Annotated in this window: 20 protein-coding genes; 12 read left to right on the top strand and 8 right to left on the bottom strand. The window is 69.2% G+C overall.

All coding sequences use genetic code 11. The features are described 5' to 3' along the window. The first annotated feature begins 76 nt into the window (after window positions 1-76). Window positions 77-3,223, top strand: coding sequence for an efflux RND transporter permease subunit (locus OG892_RS09900; protein WP_371628930.1), 3,147 nt, complete (start codon window positions 77-79; stop codon window positions 3,221-3,223). A 100-nt stretch (window positions 3,224-3,323) separates the two neighbouring features. Here OG892_RS09900 and OG892_RS09895 read toward each other — a convergent pair whose 3' ends face one another. Beyond that, window positions 3,324-3,518 carry a DUF397 domain-containing protein gene (locus OG892_RS09895; protein ID WP_328867334.1) on the bottom strand — a complete coding sequence of 65 codons (195 nt, stop codon included), beginning with the start codon at window positions 3,516-3,518 and terminating at the stop codon, window positions 3,324-3,326. Further along, window positions 3,515-4,342 (bottom strand): Scr1 family TA system antitoxin-like transcriptional regulator, encoded by an 828-nt coding sequence (locus OG892_RS09890; RefSeq protein WP_371628929.1) that lies wholly within the window; start codon window positions 4,340-4,342, stop codon window positions 3,515-3,517. Before OG892_RS09890 ends, OG892_RS09895 begins: the two co-directional genes overlap by 4 nt. A 149-nt stretch (window positions 4,343-4,491) precedes the next feature. Between OG892_RS09890 and OG892_RS09885 the strand changes: the two genes are divergently transcribed. After that, the gene (locus OG892_RS09885) at window positions 4,492-4,800 is read left to right on the top strand and encodes a hypothetical protein (RefSeq protein ID WP_073735598.1); all 309 of its coding nucleotides are present in this window, start codon (window positions 4,492-4,494) and stop codon (window positions 4,798-4,800) included. 14 nt (window positions 4,801-4,814) lie between these two features. On the opposite strand, the gene OG892_RS09880 is transcribed toward OG892_RS09885, so the two are convergent. Both OG892_RS09880 and nadA read right to left on the bottom strand, forming a co-directional pair. Further along, the gene (locus OG892_RS09880) at window positions 4,815-8,936 is read right to left on the bottom strand and encodes a tetratricopeptide repeat protein (protein ID WP_371628928.1); all 4,122 of its coding nucleotides are present in this window, start codon (window positions 8,934-8,936) and stop codon (window positions 4,815-4,817) included. A 262-nt stretch (window positions 8,937-9,198) separates the two neighbouring features. Beyond that, window positions 9,199-10,395 (bottom strand): quinolinate synthase NadA, encoded by a 1,197-nt coding sequence (nadA, locus tag OG892_RS09875; RefSeq protein WP_371628927.1) that lies wholly within the window; start codon window positions 10,393-10,395, stop codon window positions 9,199-9,201. A 237-nt stretch (window positions 10,396-10,632) separates the two neighbouring features. On the opposite strand from nadA, the gene OG892_RS09870 reads away from it, so the two are divergent. Continuing rightward, window positions 10,633-10,989 carry an iron-sulfur cluster assembly accessory protein gene (locus OG892_RS09870; RefSeq protein ID WP_024488899.1) on the top strand — a complete coding sequence of 119 codons (357 nt, stop codon included), beginning with the start codon at window positions 10,633-10,635 and terminating at the stop codon, window positions 10,987-10,989. A 113-nt stretch (window positions 10,990-11,102) separates the two neighbouring features. On the opposite strand, the gene OG892_RS09865 is transcribed toward OG892_RS09870, so the two are convergent. Continuing rightward, entirely contained in the window at window positions 11,103-12,578 is a 1,476-nt protein-coding gene (locus OG892_RS09865) for a hypothetical protein (RefSeq protein ID WP_371628926.1), read from the bottom strand. Window positions 12,579-12,763: 185 nt separating this feature from the next. Continuing rightward, the gene (locus tag OG892_RS09860; protein WP_328867338.1) at window positions 12,764-12,961 is read right to left on the bottom strand and encodes a hypothetical protein; all 198 of its coding nucleotides are present in this window, start codon (window positions 12,959-12,961) and stop codon (window positions 12,764-12,766) included. 178 nt (window positions 12,962-13,139) lie between these two features. On the opposite strand from OG892_RS09860, the gene OG892_RS09855 reads away from it, so the two are divergent. Then, complete coding sequence (locus OG892_RS09855) at window positions 13,140-14,114, top strand: carbohydrate kinase family protein (RefSeq protein ID WP_073735593.1); 975 nt, start codon at window positions 13,140-13,142, stop codon at window positions 14,112-14,114. A gap of 18 nt (window positions 14,115-14,132) precedes the next feature. Here OG892_RS09855 and OG892_RS09850 read toward each other — a convergent pair whose 3' ends face one another. Further along, window positions 14,133-15,515 (bottom strand): cysteine desulfurase/sulfurtransferase TusA family protein, encoded by a 1,383-nt coding sequence (locus OG892_RS09850; protein ID WP_371628925.1) that lies wholly within the window; start codon window positions 15,513-15,515, stop codon window positions 14,133-14,135. A gap of 271 nt (window positions 15,516-15,786) precedes the next feature. On the opposite strand from OG892_RS09850, the gene coxB reads away from it, so the two are divergent. The 4 genes from coxB to OG892_RS09830 all read left to right on the top strand — a co-directional run bounded on the left by coxB (window position 15,787) and on the right by OG892_RS09830 (window position 20,253). Next, window positions 15,787-16,749, top strand: a complete 963-nt coding sequence (gene coxB / locus OG892_RS09845; protein WP_073735591.1) for a cytochrome c oxidase subunit II — start codon at window positions 15,787-15,789, stop codon at window positions 16,747-16,749. Beyond that, a complete protein-coding gene (gene ctaD / locus OG892_RS09840; RefSeq protein WP_073735590.1) occupies window positions 16,746-18,482 on the top strand; it encodes a cytochrome c oxidase subunit I in 1,737 nt (578 codons plus the stop codon). The genes coxB and ctaD overlap by 4 nt, the downstream gene beginning before the upstream one ends. Continuing rightward, the gene (locus tag OG892_RS09835; RefSeq protein WP_073735589.1) at window positions 18,479-18,877 is read left to right on the top strand and encodes a cytochrome c oxidase subunit 4; all 399 of its coding nucleotides are present in this window, start codon (window positions 18,479-18,481) and stop codon (window positions 18,875-18,877) included. The genes ctaD and OG892_RS09835 overlap by 4 nt, the downstream gene beginning before the upstream one ends. A 122-nt stretch (window positions 18,878-18,999) precedes the next feature. After that, window positions 19,000-20,253: an Ig-like domain-containing protein gene (locus OG892_RS09830; RefSeq protein ID WP_073735588.1), complete on the top strand. Its 1,254-nt coding sequence runs from the start codon at window positions 19,000-19,002 to the stop codon at window positions 20,251-20,253. A gap of 49 nt (window positions 20,254-20,302) precedes the next feature. Here the strand turns inward: OG892_RS09830 and OG892_RS09825 are convergent, their stop codons facing one another. Beyond that, window positions 20,303-20,704 carry a hypothetical protein gene (locus OG892_RS09825; RefSeq protein ID WP_073735587.1) on the bottom strand — a complete coding sequence of 134 codons (402 nt, stop codon included), beginning with the start codon at window positions 20,702-20,704 and terminating at the stop codon, window positions 20,303-20,305. Window positions 20,705-20,906: 202 nt separating this feature from the next. On the opposite strand from OG892_RS09825, the gene OG892_RS09820 reads away from it, so the two are divergent. The 4 genes from OG892_RS09820 (at window position 20,907) to OG892_RS09805 (ending at window position 25,070) form a co-directional block, all read left to right on the top strand. Beyond that, the gene (locus OG892_RS09820; RefSeq protein WP_073735586.1) at window positions 20,907-21,527 is read left to right on the top strand and encodes a heme-copper oxidase subunit III; all 621 of its coding nucleotides are present in this window, start codon (window positions 20,907-20,909) and stop codon (window positions 21,525-21,527) included. 62 nt (window positions 21,528-21,589) lie between these two features. Further along, window positions 21,590-22,399, top strand: a complete 810-nt coding sequence (locus tag OG892_RS09815; RefSeq protein WP_073735585.1) for a c-type cytochrome — start codon at window positions 21,590-21,592, stop codon at window positions 22,397-22,399. Further along, window positions 22,396-23,448: a ubiquinol-cytochrome c reductase iron-sulfur subunit gene (locus tag OG892_RS09810; RefSeq protein WP_073735584.1), complete on the top strand. Its 1,053-nt coding sequence runs from the start codon at window positions 22,396-22,398 to the stop codon at window positions 23,446-23,448. Before OG892_RS09815 ends, OG892_RS09810 begins: the two co-directional genes overlap by 4 nt. Beyond that, window positions 23,445-25,070: a ubiquinol-cytochrome c reductase cytochrome b subunit gene (locus tag OG892_RS09805; protein WP_073735583.1), complete on the top strand. Its 1,626-nt coding sequence runs from the start codon at window positions 23,445-23,447 to the stop codon at window positions 25,068-25,070. Before OG892_RS09810 ends, OG892_RS09805 begins: the two co-directional genes overlap by 4 nt. Window positions 25,071-25,159 lie beyond the last annotated feature (89 nt).

Genomic DNA, 25,159 nt, shown 5'->3' with positions numbered 1-25,159 from the left:
ATCGTATAAGTGGGCCGGGTCTGTCCCCGAGTTACCCGCCCACCTGCCGCGTAAGCCACAGAAGAGAGACCAACCCATGTCCTGGCTGTCCAGATTCAGCCTCGCGCAAAGGGCCCTGATCGGGCTGATCTCGATCGTTGCGCTCGTGTTCGGAGCGATCGCGATCCCGCAGCTCAAGCAGCAGCTGCTGCCCACCATCGAACTCCCGATGGTGTCGGTGCTCGCCCCCTATCAGGGTGCGTCCCCCGATGTGGTCGAGAAGCAGGTCGTCGAACCGCTAGAGAACTCGATCAAGTCCGTCGACGGCGTCACCGGAATCACCTCCACCGCCAGCGAGGGCAACGCCGTCATCATGGCGTCCTTCGACTTCGGCGACGAGGGCACGAAGCAGCTCGTCGCGGACATCCAGCAGGCCGTGAACCGCGCCCGCGTCCAGCTGCCCGACAGCGTCGACCCGCAGGTCGTCGCCGGTTCGACCGACGACATCCCGACCGTCGTCCTCGCCGTCACCTCCGACAAGGACCAGCAGGCCCTCGCGGACCAGCTGGACCGCACCGTCGTCCCCGCCCTTGAGGACATCGACGGCGTCGGCCAGGTGTCCGTCGACGGTGTGCGGGACCTCCAGATCTCCGTCACCCCGGACGACAAGAAGCTCGCGGCAGCCGGTCTGAACGCGGCCTCGCTCTCCCAGGCGCTCCAGTCCGGCGGCGCGACCGTCCCGGCCGGTTCCTTCTCCGAGTCGGGCAAGAGCCGCACCGTCCAGGTCGGCGGCGCCTTCACCTCGCTGAAGCAGATCGAGGACCTCCGGGTCAACGGTCAGGACCCGACGGGCAAGCCCGGCGAGCCGGTCCGGGTCGGTGACATCGCGACGGTGAAGCAGGAGCCCGCCACCGCGGACTCCATCACCCGCACCAACGGCAAGCCGAGCCTCGCCGTCATGGCCACGATGGACAAGGACGGCAGTGCCGTCGCCATCTCGGACGCGGTCAAGGACAAGCTCCCCGACCTGCGCAAGGACCTCGGCGCCGGCGCGGACCTGACCGTCGTGTCCGACCAGGGCCCCGCGGTCTCCAAGGCGATCTCGGGTCTGACCACGGAGGGCGCGCTCGGCCTGGTCTTCGCGATCATCGTCATCCTGATCTTCCTGGCCTCGCTCCGCTCGACCCTGGTCACCGCGGTCTCCATCCCGCTCTCCGTGGTCCTCGCACTGATCGTGCTCTGGACCCGTGACCTCTCGCTCAACATGCTCACCCTGGGCGCGCTGACCATCGCGATCGGCCGGGTCGTCGACGACTCGATCGTCGTCCTGGAGAACATCAAGCGCCACCTCAGCTACGGGGAGGAGCGCCAGTCCGCGATCCTCGCCGCGGTGAAGGAAGTGGCCGGCGCGGTCACCGCCTCGACCCTCACCACGGTCGCCGTCTTCCTGCCGATCGGTCTGGTCGGCGGCATGGTCGGCGAACTGTTCGGCTCGTTCTCGCTGACCATCACCGCGGCCCTGCTGGCCTCCCTGCTGGTCTCGCTGACGGTCGTCCCAGTGCTTTCGTTCTGGTTCCTGCGCGCACCCAAGGGCAGCGCCGAGGACCCGGAGGCGGCCCGCCGTAAGGCCGAGGAGAAGGAAGCCCGCAGCAAGCTCCAGCAGCTGTACGTCAAGGTGCTGGGCTTCGCCACCCGTCGCCGCATCGTCAGCGTGGTCATCGCCGTCGTCGTGCTGATCGGCACCTTCGGCATGGCCCCGCTGCTGAAGACCACCCTCTTCGACCAGGGCGAGCAGGAAGTCCTCACCATCAACCAGGAGCTGGCGCCCGGCACCAGCCTGGCGGCCGCCGACGGGGCGTCCAAGAAGGTCGAGAAGCTCCTCGCCGCCGACAAGAGCGTCAAGGAGTACCAGGTCACCGTCGGCTCGTCCGGCTTCATGGCCGCCTTCGGCGGCGGCACCGGAGCCAACCAGGCCACCTACCAGGTCACGCTGAAGGACCCGGCCGAGTACGACGCCACCCAGAAGCGCCTCGACGAGGCGCTCGGCAAGCTCGACGGCATCGGTGACACGACCATCGCGGAGTCGGGCGGCTTCGGCAGCCAGGACCTGAGCGTCGTGGTCAAGGCCGCCGACGCGGACGTCCTCGCCAAGTCCTCCGAGCAGGTGCGCAAGGCGGTCTCCGGCCTCAAGGACGTCTCCGACGTCCAGAGCGACCTGTCGGAGAGCATCCCGCGCATCTCGGTCACGGCAAACCCCAAGGCCGCCGACCACGGATTCAGCCAGGCCACGCTGGGCGCGGCCGTCGCCGGCGCCGTGAAGGGCACCCCTTCCGGCAAGGCGATCATGGACGACACCGAGCGCGACGTCGTCATCAAGTCCGCCCACCCGGCCGCCACCATGGCCGAGCTGAAGAACCTGCCGCTCGGCCCGGTCAAGCTCGGCACGATCGCCGACGTGAAGCTGGTCCCCGGACCGGTCTCCATGACCCGGATCGACGGCCAGCGCGCCGCGACGATCACCGCCAAGCCCGTCGGTGACGACACCGGCAGCGTCAGCACGGCACTCCAGAAGAAGATCGATTCCCTGAACCTCCCGGACGGCGCCACCGCGACCATCGGCGGCGTCTCCGAGGACCAGAACGACGCCTTCGTCAAGCTGGCCCTGGCCATGCTGGCGGCCGTCGCGATCGTCTTCATGCTGCTGGTCGCCACCTTCCGGTCGCTCATCCAGCCGCTGATCCTGCTGGTCTCCATCCCGTTCGCCGCCACCGGCGCGATCGGCCTGCTCCTCATCACCGGCACCCCGATGGGCGTCGCGGCGATGATCGGCATGCTGATGCTGATCGGCATCGTGGTGACCAACGCGATCGTGCTGATCGACCTGATCAACCAGTACCGCCGACAGGGCATGGGCGTCGTCGAGGCGGTCGTCGAGGGCGGCCGCCACCGTCTGCGCCCGATCCTGATGACGGCACTGGCGACCATCTTCGCCCTCCTCCCGATGGCGCTCGGCGTCACCGGCGAGGGCGGCTTCATCTCGCAGCCGCTGGCCGTCGTGGTCATCGGCGGTCTGGTCACCTCGACGCTGCTGACGCTGCTCCTGGTGCCGACGCTGTACGCGATGGTGGAGCTCCGCAAGGAGCGCCGCGCGAAGAAGAAGGCCGACAAGCGCGCCGCGAAGACGGGCGTCCCGGCCCAGGCCGAATCCGAAGAGGCCCGGGAGACCGAGCCCGCGCAGGCCTGACCGAGTCGGAGCCCGATACGACGGAGAGGGCCCCGTCCCACGCGAGTGCGTGGGACGGGGCCCTCTCGGTATTTCTTCGGCTTCCGCTTGCTTCCTCTTGCTACTTGAGCGAGGAGACGAACGCGCCCCAGGCCGCAGCCTTGACGACGAGCGCGGGTCCGGTGGGGTTCTTGCTGTCGCGCACGGGGACGATGCCGGGGAAGTCGTCGGTGACCTCGACGCATTCGCCCCCGTTGGAATTGCTGTAGCTGCTGCTGCGCCAGTGGGCGGTGCTCAGCTCGGGGGAGTGGGTCATGGGCGGTAGTCCTCCATCGCGGTCCGGATCAGTTCCGCAGACTCGGCCAGTGAGGAGGAGTTGGCGCGCAGTACCTCGTACTGCCGCCGCCACTTCTTCACCGCGGCCGGATCCTCGTAGAGATTCCCGGCCTGGATGCCCTCCTCGTACGCCACCGAAGTGCCGTCGGGGAGGGTCAGCAGAGTCAGCGCGCCACCCAGGAGCGAGTGGAGCCCCGCACTGAACGGCATGACCTGAACCTTACTGTTCGGAGTGTCCACCTGCTCCAGCAGCGAAGCCAGTTGCTCGTGCATGCAAGCCGCGGTGCCCATCTGCCGCCGCAGCACGGCCTCGTCGATGATCGCCCAGCGGAACGGTGCGTTCTCCGAATGCTGCCGTTCCTGACGGGACATGCGCGCGGTGACGCGTTCCTCGACCTGTTCGGCGCTCAGGTCCTCCTGGCAACGGAGAAACGTCCGCGCGTACTCCTCGGTCTGGAACAGACCCGGCAGCGCCTGCGCCCCGTACTGCTCTATCACTTCGGCACGGGACTCGAAGTCCATATACCGCTTGTACTGGTCGGGATGGATCTCGCGCCGGGCGAGCTCGTACAGCCCGTGGAAGCGGTCGTCCGTCCCGAAAGCGATGTCCAGCCGGCTGGGGATGTCCGGTGGCGGCATCAGGTCGGCCGTCTCGATCCGGGCCAGCGTGCTCTTGCTGGAGTTCACGATCTCCGCGAGCTGTACGAGCGACAGGCCCGCCCGCTCGCGGTGGCGGCGCTGCTCGGAACCGAAGTAGTGGCGGGCGGACAGATAGGGGGTGAGGGCCTGGGGCCTGAACGTCACGGTGCGTGCCTTTCGTGTGTCCCGTTCCCAAGGCCGGGACAGTGGCGCCCTGTTGGGGCGAGGTTCCCCAGGGCGACGATTGCGGCACACACCGTAACCGTCCTCTCGTGCGGCGCACCAGAGGGCCTTCTCCGAAGGTGGCGATCGACATGATGTTTGATTCGAAGGGCCAGGCCCTGCGACTGCTCCCGTGGACCAACGAGCGCGGCGGTCCGTGCTGGCTCAGCACGGCGAGCCCCGGCGGCCCCGTCTCCCGGATGGCCGACGAGCTTGAGGCCGACCTGATCGCCTCCGCCGAGTACGTCTTGGATGAGGCCCGTGAGGTGCTGGCGGAGGCGGTGGTGGGGGAGCAGGAGCTGCGGTGCGTGGGCGTCCAGCTCGCCGAGTCGCTGGGGGACACCCTGCGGATCGCGGTGAGCCGGGGCGGGCGGTTGGCGAACGGTGAGGGCCCCGGCTGACGGGACGGTGGGTCTCAGGCGGGACCGCTCAGGGCCTGGACGATCCGGAGCCACGTGTCGCCGTGCGGCTGGGCGTGCTGGACGCTGAGGGCGCAGATCTCCCTCAGCAGCCGGACCCGGATCTCCTCCCGGGCCCGGGGCAGGAGCGTGGCCAGGTCGTCCGGCTCCACGGCGTCGACCGCCCCGGCGAGCACCATGCTCGCCTGGGCGTGCGTGAGGGAGGACAGCTTGTCGTTGAAGACCTGCCCCTCCACGGCCGCCGCGTGCATCAGCGCGGTGCCGTCCCCGGTGTCCAACGCGCGTTCCACGTAAGCCTGGAGGGCCACGCGGTCCTCGACCAGGCGGTACGCGGCGTCCAGTCCTTCGATGCGGGCGACATCAAGGAGGGCGACGTGCGTGAGCGGGGTGGCCTCGGGCGGCTGGATCTGGAGGATGCGGGGGTGGTCCTGGAGGAAGGCCCGCGACTCCGCCCAGTCCGCGCAGTCCACCCACTCCGTCAGCTGCTCCCTGAGGATCAGCGGATCGTAGGCGGCGGTCACGCCGTGGGCCATGACGATCTCGCGGAGTGCGGCATGCCGCTGCGCGGTGCCGGGGTCGAGGAGGGCCGCTTCTTCGAGGGCGGCCGCGGTCTCCCGGCTGCTGAGTGCCTCGGCGTTGCGGGACCAGAAGTCGCGTGACGCGGGCCAGTTGGGTGCGAACATCCAGGAACTGACCAGGTTCAGCGTCTCCGGCGACAGGTCGAGCCAGACCGGTACGGGGGAACCGGTCTCCGCCTCCCACGCCGTGCGGACGGCCTGGGTGTCGCCGTACGCGCGCAGCGCCCGGCGGGCCCGTACGGTCACGGCGTTCGCTCCGGCGTCCGGTTTGGACTCCCCGTCGAGAAGGGCCACGAGCTCGCGTACCCCGGCCGAGGCGTGGGGCGCGGGACAGGCCAGCAGGAAGATGCTCCGCTCGGCACCGAGACGGTGGCCGGTCGCGGGGTGGGCGGAGGCGAACTCAGCCACGGTCTCGTCGAAATGCCGGACGGCAGAGGTGTGGTCGCCGGTGCGGGCGAGGGTCTGCGCCAGGTTGAGGAGAGCGGAGACCAGGTCCTTCTCGAAGGCGTCGGGATTCTCCAGCGCCAGTGTCCGGTAGGCGGTGGCCGCTTCCTCCGCCGCGCTCACCGCTCCTTCGGCGTCGTGGTGCGCCTCCAGGTGCTTGCTGAGGTTCTGGAGGGCGTGAGCCAGGTCGGGGAGGTGGACCGTGCCGGTGTCAGCGACGAGCCCGCGCAGGATGCGGACGCCCTCCCCGGCCGTCTTCAGGGCTTCCTTCCGGTTGCCGGTGGCGCCGAGATTCTGCGCCAGGGTGCCGAGCGAGCCCGCGAGCGCGGAGCGGAGAGCGGGCTCATGTCCGGCGAGTTCACGGAAGAGTGCGACCGCTTCCTCCGAGGCGCTGAGCCCGGCCGCCGGGTCTTCGGCCCGGTGCAGGTGGGCGGCGAGACGGGTGAGTGCCGTGGCCAGGTCCTGCCGGAAGACGGCGGGCTGCTGGGCGGCGAGTGGGCGGCGGATGCCCACCGATTCCCGCGCCGCCGCGAGCGCCCCCGAAACATCGCCCAGGTTCGCGCGACGGTTGCCGAGGTCGCTGAGAGCGGTCGCGTACCGCGGCAGGAAGGCGTCCGGGTCCTCGGCGGCCAGACGCCCCCAAAGGGCGGTCGCTTCCTCGGCGTTGGGCAGAGCCGCCGCGGGGTCACCCGTGGCGGCGAGGTGCGTGGCGAGATGGTTGAGCATCGTGGCCAGTCCGGGGAGGGCCGCTGTCGGCCGGTCCAAGGTCAGCTCGCGCTGGAGGCGTACGGCCTCGCTCGCGAGGATGATCGCTGATGACAGGTCTCCGGCGGCGGCCGTCTTGTTGGCCAGGGAGGACATGGAGCGGGCGAAATCCGGCTGGAAGACGTCGTGGTGCCGCGTGGCGACCTCGGCGTACAGGAGTGCGCCGTCCCGGACGGTAGTGAGGGCGTTCGCGTGGTCACCGGTGGCGGAGAGCCGGTCCGCCAGGTTCTGGAGGGCGCCCGCCAACTGCGGCTGGAAGGCGGCCGGACGGAGCGCGGCGAGTTCCCGGCAGAGCTCCACCGCCTCCCGCGCGGGCGCCACGCACCCGGCGAGATCGCCGTCGTCCTCCCGGTGCGCGGACAGCTGGGACAGGGCTGCGGCGAGCGGGGCCAGGAACTCATCGGGGTACGAGGCGGCGAGTTCCCGGTAGATGTCCACGGCCTCCTGCGCGGCGGCCACAGCCGTCCGGGGCTGCCTCACGGCTGCCAGACGCGCCGCGAGGTCGGTCAGCGCGGCGGCAAGACGGGGGCGGATCGCCGCCGGGGTCCGCTCCACGTGCTGTCGGCAGACGCCGACCGCCTCCAGCGTCAGGGCGACCGCTCCCTCACGGTCACCGATGTCGCTGACCCGCCGGCCGAGACCGCTCAGGGCGGGAGCCAGGTCGGGGTGGGACGCGCTGTTGCCCGCTTCGGCCAGGCTCCGTCGGAGCTCGACCACTTCGCGCGCCTTAGGCAGGGCCCCTTCACGGTCGCCGGTGGCCGCGTGCGCGTGGGCAAGGTCGATGAGGGCGCGTACCAGCGCCGTTCCGAACGCCCCGGGAACGCCGTGTTCCAGTTCCCGGTACAGGCCGGCCGCCTCCCGCGCCGCGTCCAGCGCGCCTTGTAGGTCCCCTTCCGCCCCGAGCCGGGCGGAGAAGCGGGACAAGGCCTGGGCCAGAACGGGCTCCGCGCCGACCTGGGCCAGAACGGGCTCCGCGCCGTCCTGGGCAAGAACCGGCGCCGCGCCCGCCCCGCCCCGCTCCGCCAGACCCCGCAGCATCGCGATCCCCGGTGCGCCTGCCCGCGCCGCGTGCGGCGCCAGCCCCCGCACCACGTACGGATCGACCGCCGCCCAGTCGTCGCCCACCGCTCGCCGCTCGACGTGCTCGACCAGCGCGGCCAACACCACCTCTCCGGCCCCGGAGCCCCCGGGCCCCGCCCGGTCCGCGAGGAGCGGCACGAACGCGTGGTGGAACAGCCGGTACACCGTCTGCCCGCCCTCCGAGTCCTCGACGACGTAGCGGCCGTAGGCGGACAGCAGCCAGTCCACGTCGCTCTCGTCGTACGACACGTCACCGCCCAGTGCCCCGGCGACCTCCGCCCACAAGCCCCCGGCGGGCATCCCGCGTCCGGCCGTCCAGGCGAGGGCCGTCAGCAGGTCCCGGGCGGCGGACGGCAATTCGGTGCCGTCGGCCCGTAGCCGTACCGGCCCCGCCCGCAGGTCCTCCTCGAACGCGGCCTCGACGGAGTCGGGCAGCCGGTCCCCGTCGGCACCGGCCGAGCCCGCCACCAGCCGCGCGAACAGGAACCCGTCCTCCACCGCCGTAGGACGCGCGGCGACCGCCTCGCCCGCCTTCCGCGCCCGGTCCTCCGGAACCCCGGCCGCCACGCACCGGTTGAACACGTACGCACCGATGTCCGCCCGGGTGTGCTGCTCCCTCCCCAGGTCCGCGACGGTGACCTCCGCGCCGGTCAGCCGGGCGAGGGCGTCCGGCAGGGTCTCGCCCCGGTACCCGCCCTCCGCGATACGGCTGTGGAACGCGCTCTCGCGGGAGCCGAGCAGTACCTGGGCCGTCCGGCCGAGCGGGAGGACCAGCTCCTCGATCATGGCGCGGAGGTGCTCTGCGGGCACTTCGTCCAGGCCGTCCAGCACCAGCACCGGCTGCGGGGACGACTCGCGCAGCCCGGCCCGGAAGTCGTCGGCGTTGCGGGGCTCCGGCAGGCCGAGCTGCCGGGCCAGTTCCGAGGCGGCCCGGAGCGGGCTCAGGTCCCGCAGGAGCACGGAGGCGAGGGGGCGGGGGAGGCGCGGGACCGGGGCGTCGTCCTCGTGCGCCTCGGTCTCCTCGCGCCCCACCGGGCCGCTGAGCGTCGCGATCCGGTCCAGCACGGCCGACTTGCCGCAGCCCGCCGGGCCGGTCACCAGGAAGAGCCCGGCCCTGCCCGCCTCCAGCCACGCGGCGATCCGGCCCAGCACCTCCTTGCGGCCCGTGAAGAACGAGCCTTCCGGCCGCCCGGCCGCCCCCTCCACCGGCTCGCGTCCCTCGTCGCCCGTCAGACCCGACTCACGCACCATTTGCCCGTCCCGCTCTCCGTCACACAACCAACGCGGTCATCACGACGTGCCCCGCGCTTCCCGTCCGCACCGGTCCGTCCTAGGCGGCGCCCGCTGCGGTGAGTAGCAGAGTAATTACGGAACCGGCATCATGAGTGCCGTACGGCGGAAACCGGCCTACCGCCACCAGCAACGCGAAAGGCCCCGCCTACCGCCACCAGCAACGCGAAGGGCCCCGGGCAACCGCCACAAGGCGGCCCGGGGCCCTTCGCGTCACTGGTGGCTACGGCAGCGCCAGCATCCGCTCCAGTGCGAGCTTCGCGTACTTCTCGGTCTCCGGGTCGACCTCGATCCGGTTGACGAGATTGCCCTCGGCCAGCGACTCCAGCGTCCACACCAGGTGCGGCAGGTCGATCCGGTTCATCGTCGAGCAGAAGCAGACCGTCTTGTCGAGGAAGACGATCTCCTTGTCCTCGGCAGCGAAACGGTTCGCCAGGCGGCGTACCAGGTTCAGCTCGGTGCCGATCGCCCACTTGGAACCGGCCGGGGCCGCCTCCAGGGCCTTGATGATGTACTCCGTCGAGCCGACGTAGTCCGCCGCCGCCACGACCTCGTGCTTGCACTCCGGGTGCACCAGCACGTTGACGCCGGGTATCCGGGCGCGCACGTCGTTGACGGACTCCACGGAGAAGCGCCCGTGCACCGAGCAGTGCCCGCGCCACAGGATCATCTTCGCGTCGCGCAGCTGCTGGGCGGTGAGGCCGCCGTTGGGCTTGTGCGGGTTGTAGAGGACGCAGTCCTCCAGGGTCATCCGCATGTCCCGGACGGCGGTGTTCCGGCCCAGGTGCTGATCGGGGAGGAACAACACCTTCTCGCCCTGCTCGAAGGCCCACTCCAGGGCGCGCTTCGCGTTCGAGGAGGTGCAGATCGTGCCGCCGTGGCGGCCGGTGAAGGCCTTGATGTCGGCGGAGGAGTTCATGTACGAGACGGGCACGACCTGCTCGGCGACCCCGGCCTCCGTCAGCACGTCCCAGCACTCGGCGACCTGTTCGGCGGTGGCCATGTCGGCCATCGAGCAGCCTGCCGCCAGGTCCGGCAGCACGACCTTCTGGTCGTCGGTGGTCAGGATGTCCGCGGACTCGGCCATGAAGTGCACACCGCAGAAGACGATGTACTCGGCCTCCGGACGCGCCGCCGCGTCGCGCGCCAGCTTGAAGGAGTCACCGGTGACGTCCGCGAACTGGATGACCTCGTCGCGCTGGTAGTGGTGGCCGAGGACGAAGACCTTCTCGCCCAGCTTCTCCTTGGCCGCGCGGGCGCGTTCCACCAGGTCCGGGTCGGACGGGGAGGGCAGGTCGCCGGGGCATTCGACGCCGCGCTCGCTCCTTGGGTCGGCGTCGCGGCCCAGCAGGAGCAGGGCGAGGGGCGACGGCTGGACGTCGAGTTCCTGGACGGGGTGGGCCGTGGTCACGTCACGCACCCTTTCTTCTCTGCGAGGAGCTTCTCTACGAGGAGCCTTTTCGTCGAATTGACGCTATCTATCATAGCCGCTTCACGTCACTTTGACGATGGCGATAGCGTCAATGTGACGCACCCGCCCGCGGGTCAGGTGTGCGAGCATGAATGGAACAGGCAAGCGCGCGGCCCGGAATGAATCCGCGGCTCCGGCGGTTGCAACGTCGGCAAGCAGACTCCGTACAACCCGGGAGAGAAGCAGATGTCCGTATCGGACGAGACCACCACCGTGAGCGACGGCATCCTCCTGTCCGACGCCGCCGCAGCCAAGGTCAAGGGCCTGCTGGAGCAGGAAGGCCGTGACGATCTGGCGCTGCGCGTCGCCGTCCAGCCCGGCGGCTGCTCGGGCCTGCGGTACCAGCTCTTCTTCGACGAGCGCTCGCTCGACGGCGATGTCGTGAAGGACTTCGGCGGCGTCAAGGTCGTCACCGACCGGATGAGCGCCCCGTACCTGGGCGGCGCCTCCGTCGACTTCGTCGACACCATCGAGAAGCAGGGCTTCACGATCGACAACCCGAACGCCACGGGTTCCTGCGCCTGCGGCGACTCCTTCAGCTAGGGCGCCTGCGCGACAGCGATACGGCGGCGGCCCCCAGGATTCGATCCTGGGGGCCGCCGCCGTATCGCTGTCGCCGCCGTATCGCTGCGTGTGCCCTGTACGGGGGCGTCACGTCACTTCTGCGGCACCCCGGCGCCGGACTCCGCGTCGACCACCTTCCGGTCGCCCAGCGGCTGGTCCAGGGTGACCGTACGGGTCAGCTTCTTGGCGATCTTGACGCACATCTTCTCCGGGTCCGGCTTCGACTCCGTCACGGTCACCCGCACGGTGTCGCCGTCCTCCTTCGCGCTCGCCGAGTACTTGCTGCACACGCCACCCCAGAACGTCACGGAGAGCGTCCGTCCGTCGGCGCTGTACGACTGGACCGTGCCACCGGCCGGCGTCGTGCCGCCACCGTCCGGCGTCTTCTCCGACGGGGCGTTCTTCGTCAGGTACGCCGGGTCCACGGCGACCTGGCTGACCGTGTTGCCCGTACCGCCCGCAACGGGCCGGACCGTGAAGATCCAGGACGGCACGAGCAGCTGCTTCCCGTCCACGTACTGCGCCGCCAGACCGAAGACGGCCTTGTCGACCGTCACCGTCGTCGTCGGCGGCTCCGCCCCTGTCCGTGTGCCGCAGGACTTCCCGGACGGCTTCTTGTCGCCGCTGAGCGGCGCCACGGTGGCGCATCCGCCGATGTTCTTGCGGCCATCCGAGGGCTGCGCAGCGTTCAGCTGCTTCAGCGCGTCGGCCGCCCCGATCACCGGGTACTCGGCGCCCTTCTCCAGGCCCTTCAACTGCCCGCCGCCGCCGATCACTTCGCCGTCGGTGCCGACCTGGACGCCGGTCGCCCAGCCGTACGTCGGCAGTCCGTCCACCACCGGGTCCGCGTTCACCACGCGGGCCGAGCCCATCAGCTGGCGGGCGTCGAGGGAGGCGGCGTCCTGGCCGGTCGCCTTCAGTACGGGCGCCGCCGCCGCCATGGCGGCCTTCTCGCTCACCGGTGATCCCGAGCCGCCGGGCGCCACGTGCTCGCCCGAACAGGTCGCCTTCTGGCCGCAGTTGTCCGTGCCGCCGGAGCCGTGACGGGCGAAGGTCCAGGTGCCGGGCGCCTGCTTGCCGACCCGCAGCACCGGGCCCGAGCCGTCACCGTCCGAGCCCACCTTCCAGGAGGTGCCCTCGGCCTGCGGGGTGCCCTTCAGGTCGAGCGCCTTCGCCAGCCGGGTCACCTCGGCGGCGGAGACGGTCCCGCTGGTGCGCTGGACCGCGGCCTTCGCCGGGCCGTCCGGCAGCGCGCCCGCCGCGCGGTAGACGAGCCGTCCGCCGTGCGGGTCGGGCTCACCGGGCGCGATGCCTCGCGGTGGGGCCGATGAGGTGGGGGAGGAGGGTGTGGTGGCCGGTCCGCCCGTCCGCTCGTCCAGGGAGAGCGGCGGGGGCTTGCCTGCGCCGAGGCCCCCGTTCTCCTCGACGTTGCCGCTGTCCGCCGCGGTCGCCGCCCAGTACGCGCCGCCGCCACCGGCCAGCAGCACGGCTGCCGCCACCGAGGCCACGGCGAGCGGCGAACGCCGCCGGGGGCCGGTCTCGTCGTTGTCGGATCGCTCGGTGCTCACCGGATCGCTCCTTCGCCTGCATTGGCGTCATACGCCTGGCCGGCATATGGCCCGCCCCTTGGGTGCGGACACCGATGGGACGGGGCGCGGGAGCGCACGGTTCCCCCGTGGGGCGGCAGTTGCGGCAGGAGCGGGGTCCCGGAGGGGTCGTAGCACGGTCTGCCGGGCGCCGTAATCCGGAGCGGTCAGTCGCCGTACTCCGCCGTCGCGTCGATCAGCTTCGCCGAGGCCGGGGGCACGCTCACCCCGTGAATCAGGGACGGCGCCACCGGGATCGCGGCGGCCTTCGCGGGTACCACCCAGTGCGGAGCCATCCGGGCGCAGTCTCCGCGCAGCTCGGCCAGGCCGGTCTCGGACTCGAACGAAGCGATGTGGTTCGACATATCCGCACCGTAAGCACCTCGGAGCTCAGGGGGAAAGCCCTACTATCGGGTAGTTTTTCCCATTCGGACCGCCCCGGGAACCGGTAGCGTTAAGGGGCCCTCGATTTCCGGGCCCCTGTCATGCCGCCCCGGGGACGCGGACACCGTTCCCCCTCGACCTCCGCAGGAGCAGTCTCCCGTGCGTATCGCAGTCACCGGCTCCATCGCCACCGACCACCTCATGACCTTCCCCGGCCGCTTCGCGGACCAGCTGGTCGCGGACCAGCTGCACACGGTCTCGCTCTCCTTCCTGGTCGACAACCTGGACGTGCGCCGCGGAGGTGTCGCCGCCAACATCTGCTTCGGCATGGGGCTGCTGGGCACCGCCCCGATCCTGGTCGGCGCGGCGGGCTCCGACTTCGACGAGTACCGGGCCTGGCTCGACCGGCACGGCGTCGACACCGGCTCCGTGCGGATCTCCGAGGTCCTGCACACCGCCCGCTTCGTCTGCACGACGGACGCCGACCACAACCAGATCGGCTCCTTCTACACCGGCGCCATGAGTGAGGCCCGGCTGATCGAGCTCAAGGCCGTGGCCGACCGGGTGGGCGGTCTCGACCTGGTCTCCATCGGCGCCGACGACCCCGAGGGCATGCTCCGCCACACGGAGGAGTGCCGCACCCGAGGCATCCCGTTCGCCGCGGACTTCTCGCAGCAGATCGCCCGGATGGACGGCGACGAGATCCGCATCCTGCTCGACGGCGCCACCTACCTCTTCTCCAACGAGTACGAGAAGGGGCTCATCGAGTCCAAGACCGGCTGGACCGACGCGGAGATCCTGTCCAAGGTCGGCCACCGCGTCACCACCCTCGGCGCCCAGGGCGTGCGGATCGAGCGCGTCGGCGAGGAGCCGATCGAGGTCGGCTGCGCGGAGGAGAAGAGCAAGACCGACCCGACCGGCGTCGGCGACGCCTTCCGCGCCGGATTCCTCTCCGGCCTCGCCTGGGGCGTCGGCCTGGAGCGGGCCGCCCAGGTCGGCTGCATGCTCGCCACGCTGGTCATCGAGACGGTCGGCACCCAGGAGTACACCCTGCACCGCACCCACTTCATGGACCGCTTCACCAAGGCGTACGGTCACGAGGCCGCCGCCGAGGTCCGCACGCACCTCGCGTAGAGCTCGCGCAGAGACAGGTCAGGACAGTCGGCGGACCACATAGGCCGAGCCCCGGTCCGCCGGCTCCTCACCCACGTACTCCTGTTCGCGCATCGCGCACCAGGCCGGAATGTCGAGCCGGGCCGCCTCGTCGTCGGACAGGACCGTCACCGTGCCGCCCACCGGTACCTCTCCGATCACCTTTGCGAGCTCGATCACCGGGATCGGGCAGCGCCTGCCGAGCGCGTCGACGACCAGCGAGGCCGCCGGGGCGGCGGCGGGCGCTGCCGGGGCGGGCGCGCCCAGCTTCTCCCGTACCCCCGCCACCGCCCCGGGCAGCACGTCGAGGAAGCGGTCTACGTCCTCCTCCGTAGTGCCCATCGGCAGCGACACGCGGACGTTGCCCTCCGACAGCACCCCCATCGCCTTCAGCACATGGCTCGGGGTCAGGGTGCTGCTCGTGCAGGACGAACCGGACGATACGGAGAAACCCGCCCGGTCCAGCTCGTGGAGCAGGGTCTCTCCGTCGACATAGAGACAGGAGAACGTGACCAGATGCGGCAGCCGCCGCACCGGGTCACCGACGACCTCCACATCGGGCACCAGTACAGGCACCCGGCTGCGGATCCGGTCCACCAGCGCGCTCAGCCGCACCGACTCGGCCGCCGCCTCCGCCCGCACCGCCCGCAGGGACGCCGCCGCGGCCACGATCGCCGGAATGTCCTCGAAGCCGGCGGCGCGCCCCGACTCCCGCTCGTCGGCCGGACCTTGGACGGCGAACCGGACGCCCTTGCGCACCGCCAGCAGCCCGACGCCGGCCGGACCGCCCCACTTGTGGGCGCTCGCCGCCAGCAGCGACCAGCCGCCGGGCACCGGTTCCAGGCCCAGCGACTGGGCGGCGTCCACCAGCAACGGCACCCCTGCCTCCCGGCAGAGCGCGGCGACCTCGGCCACCGGCTGCACCGTGCCGACCTCGTGGTTGGCGGACTGGAGGCAGGCCAGCGCGGTGTCCTCGCGCAGCGCCGCTCCGTACGCCGCCGGCTCCACCGCCCCCGACCGGTCCACCGGCACCTCGGTGACCGTCCCGCCCCGGCTCTCGTGGTCGGCCGCCGAATGGAGCACGGACGAGTGTTCGACCGCGGAGACGGCCAGATGGCGGCCGACACGCCGACGCCCGGCGAGAGCCCCGGAAATTCCTGAGTGCACCGCCCGGGTGCCGGACGAGGTGAAACTGAGCTCGTCGGGGCGGCAGCCGACGGCCTCCGCGGCGGCCTCCCTGGCCGCGTCCAGCAGCAGCCGGGCCCGCCGCCCCTCCCGGTGGAGCCGGGCCGGATCGGCCCAGCCCTCGTCCAGTGCGGCAAGCAGCGCCTGGCGGGCGACGGGGTGGAGGGGGGCGGCGGACGCGGCGTCGAAGTAGGGCACCCGGCCACGCTAGCCGGGTCCGGAGCGGGGCCCGGGACCCGGCCGCCCGCGGGGTCAGGAGAGGGGGCGTCAGATGGCGGCCGGAGGCGCGGATTCCACCCCTTCGGGGAGTCGGGCGGCGCGTTGGGCACCCTCCCCGCGCGACCCCAAATAGCGTCCAGTAGGGTTTGGTCCGCATAAACATCCAAACCCCTGCCCGCGTCAGGGGCGGCGACCGACAAACGAGACGGGCGCGCCGACCGTGCGGGCGAGACTCTCGGGAAGGCGCTACGTGAGTCCCAACGGCTCCGACCGCTCGTCGCGGCGCCCGATGCGGCGGAAGCTGCCGCAGGTGCTGACTGCGGGCCTGATCCTGGCGACCGCAACCGGTTGCACATACAAGGATTTCCCCCGCCTCGGTATGCCTACTCCGGTGACGGAAGAGGCCCCACGGATCCTTTCCCTCTGGCAGGGCTCGTGGGCGGCAGCGCTCGCCACGGGTGTCCTCGTCTGGGGCCTGATCCTGTGGAGCGTCATCTTCCACCGGCGCAGCCGCACCAAGGTGGAGGTTCCTCCGCAGACCCGGTACAACATGCCGATCGAGGCGTTGTACACCGTGGTCCCTCTGATCATCGTCTCGGTGTTGTTCTACTTCACCGCGCGCGACGAATCGAAGATCCTCGAACTCTCCCCGAAGCCCGCCCACACGGTCAACGTGGTCGGCTACCAGTGGAGCTGGGGCTTCAACTACATCGAGAACGTGGACGGCTCTGCCGCCACGGGCAACAAGGTCCCCAAGGAGCTCGACGCCATCCCGGACCGGTTCCGCAAGGACTTCCCCAAGGGTGCTGACGGCGTCTACGACGTCGGCGTCCCGGGGACCCGGAACCCGCAGAACGGCAACCCCGGTCCGACCCTGTGGCTGGCCAAGGGGGAGAAGGTCCGCTTCATCCTGACTTCGCGTGACGTCATCCACTCCTTCTGGGTGGTGCCGTTCCTCATGAAGCAGGACGTCATTCCGGGCCACACCAACTCCTTCGAGGTGACTCCCAACCAGGAGGGCACCTTCATGGGCAAGTGCGCCGAGCTCTGTGGCGCCGACCACTCCCGCATGCTCTTCAACGTCAAGGTCGTCTCCCCGGAGCGCTACCAGGCGCACCTCAAGGAGCTGGCGAAGAAGGGCAACACGGGCTACGTGCCGGCCGGCATCGAGCAGACTGACCCGGCCAGGAATGCGGAGACGAACAAACTGTGAGCATCCTCAACGAACCTCAGGGTGCCGCGGCAGCAGACGACTCGTACGAGGACGAGCTGCCGGTCCGGCGCAAGCAGCCGGGAAACGTCGTCATCAAGTGGATGACCACCACTGACCACAAGACGATCGGCACGATGTACCTGGTCACATCGTTCGCCTTCTTCTGCATCGGCGGTCTGCTCGCGCTCTTCATGCGCGCCGAGCTGGCCCGTCCGGGTACGCAGATCATGTCGAACGAGCAGTTCAACCAGGCGTTCACGATGCACGGCACGATCATGCTGCTGATGTTCGCGACGCCGCTGTTCGCCGGGTTCGCGAACTGGATCATGCCGCTGCAGATCGGTGCGCCCGACGTGGCGTTCCCGCGGCTGAACATGTTCGCGTACTGGCTCTACCTCTTCGGTTCGATCATCGCGGTGGCCGGCTTCCTCACCCCGCAGGGTGCGGCCGACTTCGGCTGGTTCGCCTACTCCCCGCTCTCGGACGCGGTCCGCTCGCCGGGCGTCGGCGCCGATATGTGGATCATGGGTCTGGCCTTCTCCGGATTCGGCACGATCCTCGGCTCGGTCAACTTCATCACCACGATCATCTGCATGCGCGCACCCGGCATGACGATGTTCCGCATGCCGATCTTCGTCTGGAACGTCCTGCTGACCGGTGTCCTGGTCCTGCTGGCCTTCCCGGTCCTCGCCGCGGCGCTCTTCGCGCTGGAGGCGGACCGAAAATTCGGGGCGCATGTATTCGACGCGGCCAATGGCGGCGCACTGCTATGGCAACACCTATTCTGGTTCTTCGGGCATCCAGAGGTGTACATCATCGCTTTGCCCTTCTTCGGGATCGTCTCCGAAGTGATCCCAGTGTTCAGTCGAAAGCCGATGTTCGGATACATCGGCCTGATCGGTGCGACGATCGCCATCGCGGGTCTGTCCGTGACCGTGTGGGCCCACCACATGTACGTCACCGGCGGTGTGCTGTTGCCGTTCTTCTCGTTCATGACGTTCCTCATCGCGGTACCGACCGGGGTGAAGTTCTTCAACTGGATCGGCACGATGTGGAAGGGCTCGTTGTCCTTCGAGACACCGATGCTCTGGGCCGTCGGCTTCCTGATCACCTTCGCCTTCGGTGGTCTGACCGGCGTCATCCTCGCGTCGCCCCCGATGGACTTCCACGTCTCGGACTCGTACTTCGTGGTGGCGCACTTCCACTACGTGGTCTTCGGCACCGTGGTCTTCGCGATGTTCTCCGGATTCCACTTCTGGTGGCCGAAGTTCACCGGAAAGATGCTGGACGAGCGGCTCGGCAAGATCACCTTCTGGACGCTGTTCGTGGGCTTCCACGGCACGTTCCTGGTGCAGCACTGGCTGGGCGCCGAGGGTATGCCGCGTCGTTACGCGGACTACCTCGCGGCGGACGGCTTCACCGCGCTGAACACGATCTCCACGATCTGCTCGTTCCTGCTCGGACTGTCGATCCTGCCGTTCTTCTACAACGTCTGGAAGACGGCCAAGTACGGCAAGAAGATCGAGGTCGACGACCCGTGGGGTTACGGCCGCTCGCTGGAGTGGGCGACCTCCTGCCCGCCGCCCCGGCACAACTTCATCACCCTTCCGCGGATCCGTTCCGAATCCCCGGCGTTCGACCTGCACCACCCGGAAATCACGGCGCTCGAACAGCTTGAGCACCACTCCGAGGGTGACAAGGCCCTCGCCGGCGGCAAGGAGGCTGGCAAGTGAAGATCCAGGGCAAGCTGTTCATCTGGCTGGCGGTCTTCATCCTCGCCATGGCCATCACGTACGGCGTGTGGTCCAAGGAGCCGGCCGGAACCACCGCGCTCGTCCTGGCCTTCGGCCTGAGCGTCATGATCGGCTTCTACCTGGCCTTCACGGCCCGGCGGGTCGACGCGCTCGCGCAGGACGACAAGGAAGCCGACGTGGCGGACGAGGCCGGCGACGTGGGGTTCTTCTCCCCGCACAGCTGGCAGCCGCTCTCGCTGGCGGTCGGCGGCGCACTCGCCTTCATGGGAGTCATCTTCGGCTGGTGGCTGCTCTACTTCTCGCTCCCGGTGATCATGGTCGGTCTGTTCGGCTGGGTCTTCGAGTACTACCGCGGCGAGAACCGCACCCAGTGACACCGCTCCACCCGTGACACCGCTCCACCTGACGGGGGGCCCGCACTTCCACGAGAAGTGCGGGCCCCCCGTTTGCAGTCACCCCGCGCGCTGAAACGGATGAATCTTCTTAGCGTGGGTTCATGAACCACACGCCGCGCATCCGTCCCGTAGTGAGCTGCACTCTGCTGGTCGTGACCCTGGTCGCAGGGATGACCGCCTGTGGGGAGTCCGACAGCCATCCGCTGGCGGCCAAGCCGTACGACGCCGCCGACGAGATCTCCTCCAACACGCCCGACGGCGGTGAGAAGGTCGACCCGGACAAGCCCCTGGAAGTCAGCGTGGACGGCGACGACGGCCGGATCACCGATGTGACGGCCGTGGACGGCGAGGGACGCCATCTGGCGGGCGAACTCGACGCCGACGGACACCGCTGGCACTCCACCGCCCCGCTCGCCGCGGGCACGCGGTACACCGTCAAGGTCAGCATGGAGAACGACGAAGGCGCCCCAGGCAGCCGCACGCTGTCTTTCGGCACCGCCGCCGCCAAGAGGTTCCTGAAGGTCACCTTCGGCCCTCAGACGGGCACCTACGGCGTCGGACAGCCCGTTACGGCGCAACTCAGCGCCCCGGTCGCCGACAAGGCCGCCCGTGCCACCGTCGAACGCGCGCTGAGGGTGCGCTCCACGCCCGCCGTGACCGGCTCCTGGTACTGGGTCGACGACAAGACGCTGCACTACCGGCCCGAGGACTACTGGCCGGCCAAGGCCTCCATCGAGGTCAGCAGCGATCTGACCGGCATCAAGGTGGCCAACGCGCTGTACGGGGCGCCCACGAAAGCGTTGAAGATCACTACCGGCGACCGGATCGAGGCCATCACCGACGCCTCGGAGCACTCCATGACGGTCAAGCGCAACGGAGAAGTGATCAACACCATCCCGGTGACCACGGGAAAGCCCGGCTTCTCCACCCGCAACGGCGTCAAGGTCGTGCTGGGCAAGGAGTACTACGTACGTATGCGCGGGGAGACCATCGGCATCGCCGAGGGTTCGAGTGACTCGTACGATCTGCCGGTCTACTACGCGACCCGGGTCACCTGGAGCGGCGAGTACGTGCACGCGGCCCCCTGGTCCACCGGCTCGCAGGGCGTCGCGAACGTCAGCCACGGCTGCACCGGGATGAGCACCAGCGAGGCGGAGTGGTTCTACAACACCGTGCGCGAGGGCGACATCGTCAAGGTCGTCGGCAGCGAGGGCGAGACCATGACGCCGTTCGACAACGGCTACGGCGACTGGAACCTGTCCTGGGCGAAATGGCAGAAGGGCAGCGCACTGCAGAACGACACGCCCGACCGGGTCGACCCGGTTCAGGCGGCACGCCTGCGCCCCGAGGTCTGAGCGGGGAGTGCGCTGCCCCTCTGCGGGACAACGGGCGTCAGGCGGGCCCTCAGGCGCCCACGGAGAGCCTGCTGCGCAGCAGGGCGGCCAGGGCGTCCGCGAACCCGACCGGCTCGACCGGCAGGGTCACCGCGGCGTCCGCGCGGCTCCAGGTGGCCAGCCAGGCGTCCTGCGGGCGCCCGATCAGCAGCAGTACCGGCGGGCAGCGGAAGACCTCGTCCTTGATCTGCCGGCAGACGCCCATGCCGCCGGCCGGGGCGGTCTCACCGTCCAACACGCAGACGTCGACGCCTCCCTGGTCCAGAGCGTCCAGGACGGCGGGCAGGGTGGCGCACTCCAGGAACTCCACCGGCGGGACGTCCGCCGCGGGCCTGCGCCCTGCCGCGAGCCTCACCTGCTCACGGGTGTGTGCGTTGTCGCTGTAGACCAGGACCGTGGCGGTCGGCTGCATTGTTCCTCCGTGACATCCGTGTCTTCGGGGCCGTCGGGGCCCTCGGTGCGTGAGGGCTGTCCGATGCGCGGATCGTACTCCGCCCGACGGCCTGTCAGCACTGCCCCGGGCAGCGGATCCATGGGCCGTTCGGGGAGGACACACCCCTCTGACACACCGAACGGCACCCCCCGGAGTGAGGGCGGGATAAGCGACCGACATAATGTCGGTCGTGGCGACAGCAACGACAGTAGAAACCGGGCACGCGCACCCGTCGGTCAATCGGCCGAACCTCACCAGCGTCGGAACCATCATCTGGTTGAGTTCCGAGCTGATGTTCTTCGCGGCCCTCTTCGCGATGTACTTCACCCTGCGATCGGTGACCGGACCAGTTCACTGGAAGGAAATGGCGTCGTCCCTGAACGTTCCGTTCTCGGCGACGAACACCACCATCCTGGTGCTCTCATCACTCACCTGCCAGCTCGGCGTCTTCGCCGCGGAGCGGGGCGATGTGAAGAAGCTCCGCGCCTGGTTCGTGATCACGTTCGTGATGGGTGCGATCTTCATCGGAGGCCAGATCTTCGAGTACACCGAGCTGGTGAAGAAGGACGGCCTCTCGCTGTCCTCGGATCCGTACGGCTCGGTGTTCTACCTGACCACTGGCTTCCATGGTCTGCATGTGACAGGCGGTCTCATCGCCTTCCTGTTCGTTCTGGGCAGGACATACGCAGCCAAGAGGTTCACCCATGAACAGGCGACCGCTGCCATCGTCGTGTCCTATTACTGGCACTTCGTCGATGTTGTGTGGATCGGCCTCTTTGCCACGATCTACTTGATCAAGTAACCGGGCCAGAGCCCGAACCACATCCAGCATCGACGCAGAAGATCCTGACACCGGGGTAATCCGTGAAAAAGCTCTCCGCACGACGACGCCATCCGTTGGCGGCGGTCGTCGTACTACTCCTCGCGCTGGCGGCTACCGGGGGGCTGTACGCCGCGTTTGCGCCCGCGAGTAAGGCGCAGGCCGACGAAACCGCCCAGTCCCTCGCCATCGACGAGGGCAAGAAGCTGTACTCCGTCGGTTGCGCCAGCTGCCACGGAACCGGCGGTGAAGGAACCACCGACGGGCCCCAGCTTGTCGGCGTGGGCTCCGCCGCCGTGGACTTCCAGGTCGGTACCGGCCGTATGCCCGCGCAGCAGCCGGGTGCCCAGGTACCGAAGAAGAAGGTCATCTACAACCAGGCCGAGATCGACCAGCTCGCGGCGTACGTCGCGTCGCTCGGCGCCGGCCCGATCGTCCCGACCAAGAGCCAGGTCAGCCCTGAGGGCGCGGACGTGGCCAAGGGCGGCGACCTGTTCCGTACCAACTGCGCTCAGTGCCACAACTTCACCGGCGAGGGCGGTGCCCTGACGAAGGGCAAGTCCGCTCCCAGCCTTGAGGGCGTGGACCCGAAGCACATGTACGAGGCCATGCAGACCGGTCCTCAGAGCATGCCGTCCTTCCCGGACACGACGATGCCCAATCAGCAGAAGAAGGACATCATCGCGTACGTCCAGACCGTGAACAGCGCGCAGGCCGAGAGCCCCGGTGGCCTCAAGCTGGGCGGCCTCGGTCCGGTCAGCGAGGGTCTGTTCGGCTGGATCTTCGGGCTCGGCGCACTGATCGCAGTTGCCATCTGGGTCGCGGCCCACACCGCTAAGGCCAAGAAGTCATGAGTAGCCAAGAGATTCCAGAAGAGAACCTGCCCGCAGAGCAGGTCCCCGCGCACGGCGCGGTAGAGGGCGCGGACGATCCGTTCGCGGACCCGGGGCTGCCGGCCCACCAGCCGCGCATCCAGGACATCGACGAACGGGCCGCAGACCGGTCCGAGCGCGTGGTCGCGTTCTTGTTCACGCTGTCCATGCTGGCGACGGTCGGCTTCATCGCCTCCTACGTCATCTTCCCGGTCGACCAGATCGTCTACATCTTCCCGTTCGGTCATGTGAGCGCGCTCAACTTCTCCCTGGGTCTGACCCTGGGCGTGGCGCTCTTCGCGATCGGCGCGGGAGCCGTCCACTGGGCGCGCACCCTGATGTCGGACGTGGAGGTCCCGGCAGAGCGGCACCCGATCGCGGCCGAGCCCGAGGTCAGGGCGAAGGTCCTGGCGGACTTCGCGGCCGGTGCCGAGGAGTCCGTGCTCGGCCGGCGCAAGCTGATCCGGAACACCATGTTCGGTGCGCTGGCCCTGGTGCCGCTCGCCGGTGTGGTGCTGCTGCGCGACCTCGGTCCGCTGCCGGAGAAGAAGCTCCGCTCGACGCTGTGGGCCAAGGGCAAGCAGCTCGTCAACATGAACACGAACCAGCCGCTCCGTCCCGAGGACGTCGCGGTGGGTTCGCTCACCTTCGCCATGCCCGAGGGCCTGGAGGAGGACGCACACGACTTCCAGACGCAGATCGCCAAGGCTGCGCTGATGATCATTCGCATCGAGCCGTCCAACATCAAGGACAAGCGCGAGCGCGAGTGGGCCCACGAGGGCATCGTGGCCTTCTCGAAGATCTGCACCCACGTCGGCTGCCCGATCAGCCTGTACGAGCAGCAGACGCACCACGTGCTCTGCCCGTGCCACCAGTCAACCTTCGACCTCTCCGACGGCGCCCGCGTCATCTTCGGTCCGGCCGGTCACGCCCTTCCGCAGCTGCGGATCGGCGTGAACAGCGAGGGCAACCTCGAGGCGCTCGGTGACTTCGAAGAGCCCGTCGGTCCTGCATTCTGGGAGCGCGGATGAGTACTGCGACCGATACGAAGCGCAAGGCGCCCGCCGGTGAGAAGATGGCCGACTGGGCGGACGGCCGGCTCGGGATCTACTCCCTGGCCAAGGCCAACATGCGCAAGATCTTCCCGGACCACTGGTCCTTCATGCTCGGTGAGATCTGCCTCTACAGCTTCATCATCATCATCCTCACGGGTGTGTATCTGACGCTGTTCTTCCACCCGAGCATGGCCGAGACCGTCTACCACGGCCCGTACGAGCCCATGCAGGGCATCCGGATGTCGGAGGCCTACGCCTCGACGCTGAACATCAGCTTCGACGTCCGCGGTGGTCTGCTGGTCCGGCAGATCCACCACTGGGCCGCGCTGATCTTCCTGGCCGGCATGTTCGTGCACATGATGCGCGTGTTCTTCACGGGCGCGTTCCGCAAGCCGCGCGAGATCAACTGGCTGTTCGGCTTCCTGCTGTTCGTGCTCGGCATGTTCACCGGATTCACCGGCTACTCGCTCCCGGACGACCTGCTCTCGGGTACGGGTGTCCGCTTCACCCAGGGCGCGATCCTGTCGATGCCGATCGTCGGCACCTACATCTCGATGTTCCTGTTCGGCGGGGAGTTCCCGGGCGGCGACTTCGTCGCGCGGTTCTACTCGGTGCACATCCTGCTGCTGCCGGGCATCATGCTCGGGCTTCTGGTGGCCCACCTCATCCTGGTCTTCTACCACAAGCACACGCAGTTCGCGGGTCCCGGCCGGACCAACAAGAACGTCGTGGGCATGCCGCTGCTGCCGGTGTACATGGCCAAGGCCGGAGGCTTCTTCTTCCTGGTCTTCGGTGTCATCGCCGTCATCGCGGGCATCGCCTCGATCAACCCGATCTGGGCCATCGGCCCGTACCGCCCGGACCAGGTGTCCACCGGCGCCCAGCCCGACTGGTACATGGGCTTCGCCGAGGGTCTGGTCCGAGTGATGCCTGGCTGGGAGATCAACCTCTGGGGTCATACGCTCGTCCTGGGCGTGCTCATCCCACTGGTGCTCTTCGGGCTCATCCTGGGCGCGATCGCGATGTACCCGTTCATCGAGTCCTGGGTCACCGGGGACAAGCGCGAGCACCACATCCTGGACCGCCCGCGCAACGCCCCGACCCGTACGGCCTTCGGCGTCGCGTGGATCACGGTGTACTTCATCGGCCTGGTGGGCGGCGGTAACGACCTCTGGGCGACGCACTTCCACCTGTCGCTGAACTCCATCTCGTGGTTCGTCCGGATCTTCTTCTTCGTCGGACCGGTCCTCGCGTTCATCGCCACCAAGCGGATCTGTCTCGGCCTTCAGCGCCGGGACAAGGAGAAGGTGCTGCACGGGCGCGAGTCCGGGCTCATCAAGCGCCTGCCGCACGGTGAGTTCGTCGAGGTCCACGAGCCGCTGTCGCAGGGTCAGCTGCACACCCTCACCGCGCACGAGCAGTACGCGCCGGTCGAACTCGGCCCGCTGGTCGACGAGAACGGCGTCAAGCGCAAGGTGTCGCCGATCGAGAAGACGCGGGCCAAGCTCAGCAAGAGCTTCTACGGCGAGAACAGCCAGATCGCCAAGGCGTCCCCCGAGGAGTACAAGGAGATCACGGAGGGCCACGGCCACCACTGATCACCTGAACTGATCGCCACAGCAGGAGCCCCGCCCATCCATACGATGGACGGGGCTCTTCGCTGTCCCCGGCGCTCGATAGGGTGGAC

The sequence above is a fragment of the Streptomyces sp. NBC_00341 genome (assembly GCF_041435055.1).
Classification (GTDB): Bacteria; Actinomycetota; Actinomycetes; order Streptomycetales; family Streptomycetaceae; genus Streptomyces.
The sequence above is the reverse complement of the archived record's forward strand: the minus strand, read 5'-3'. Positions and strand labels throughout refer to the sequence as shown.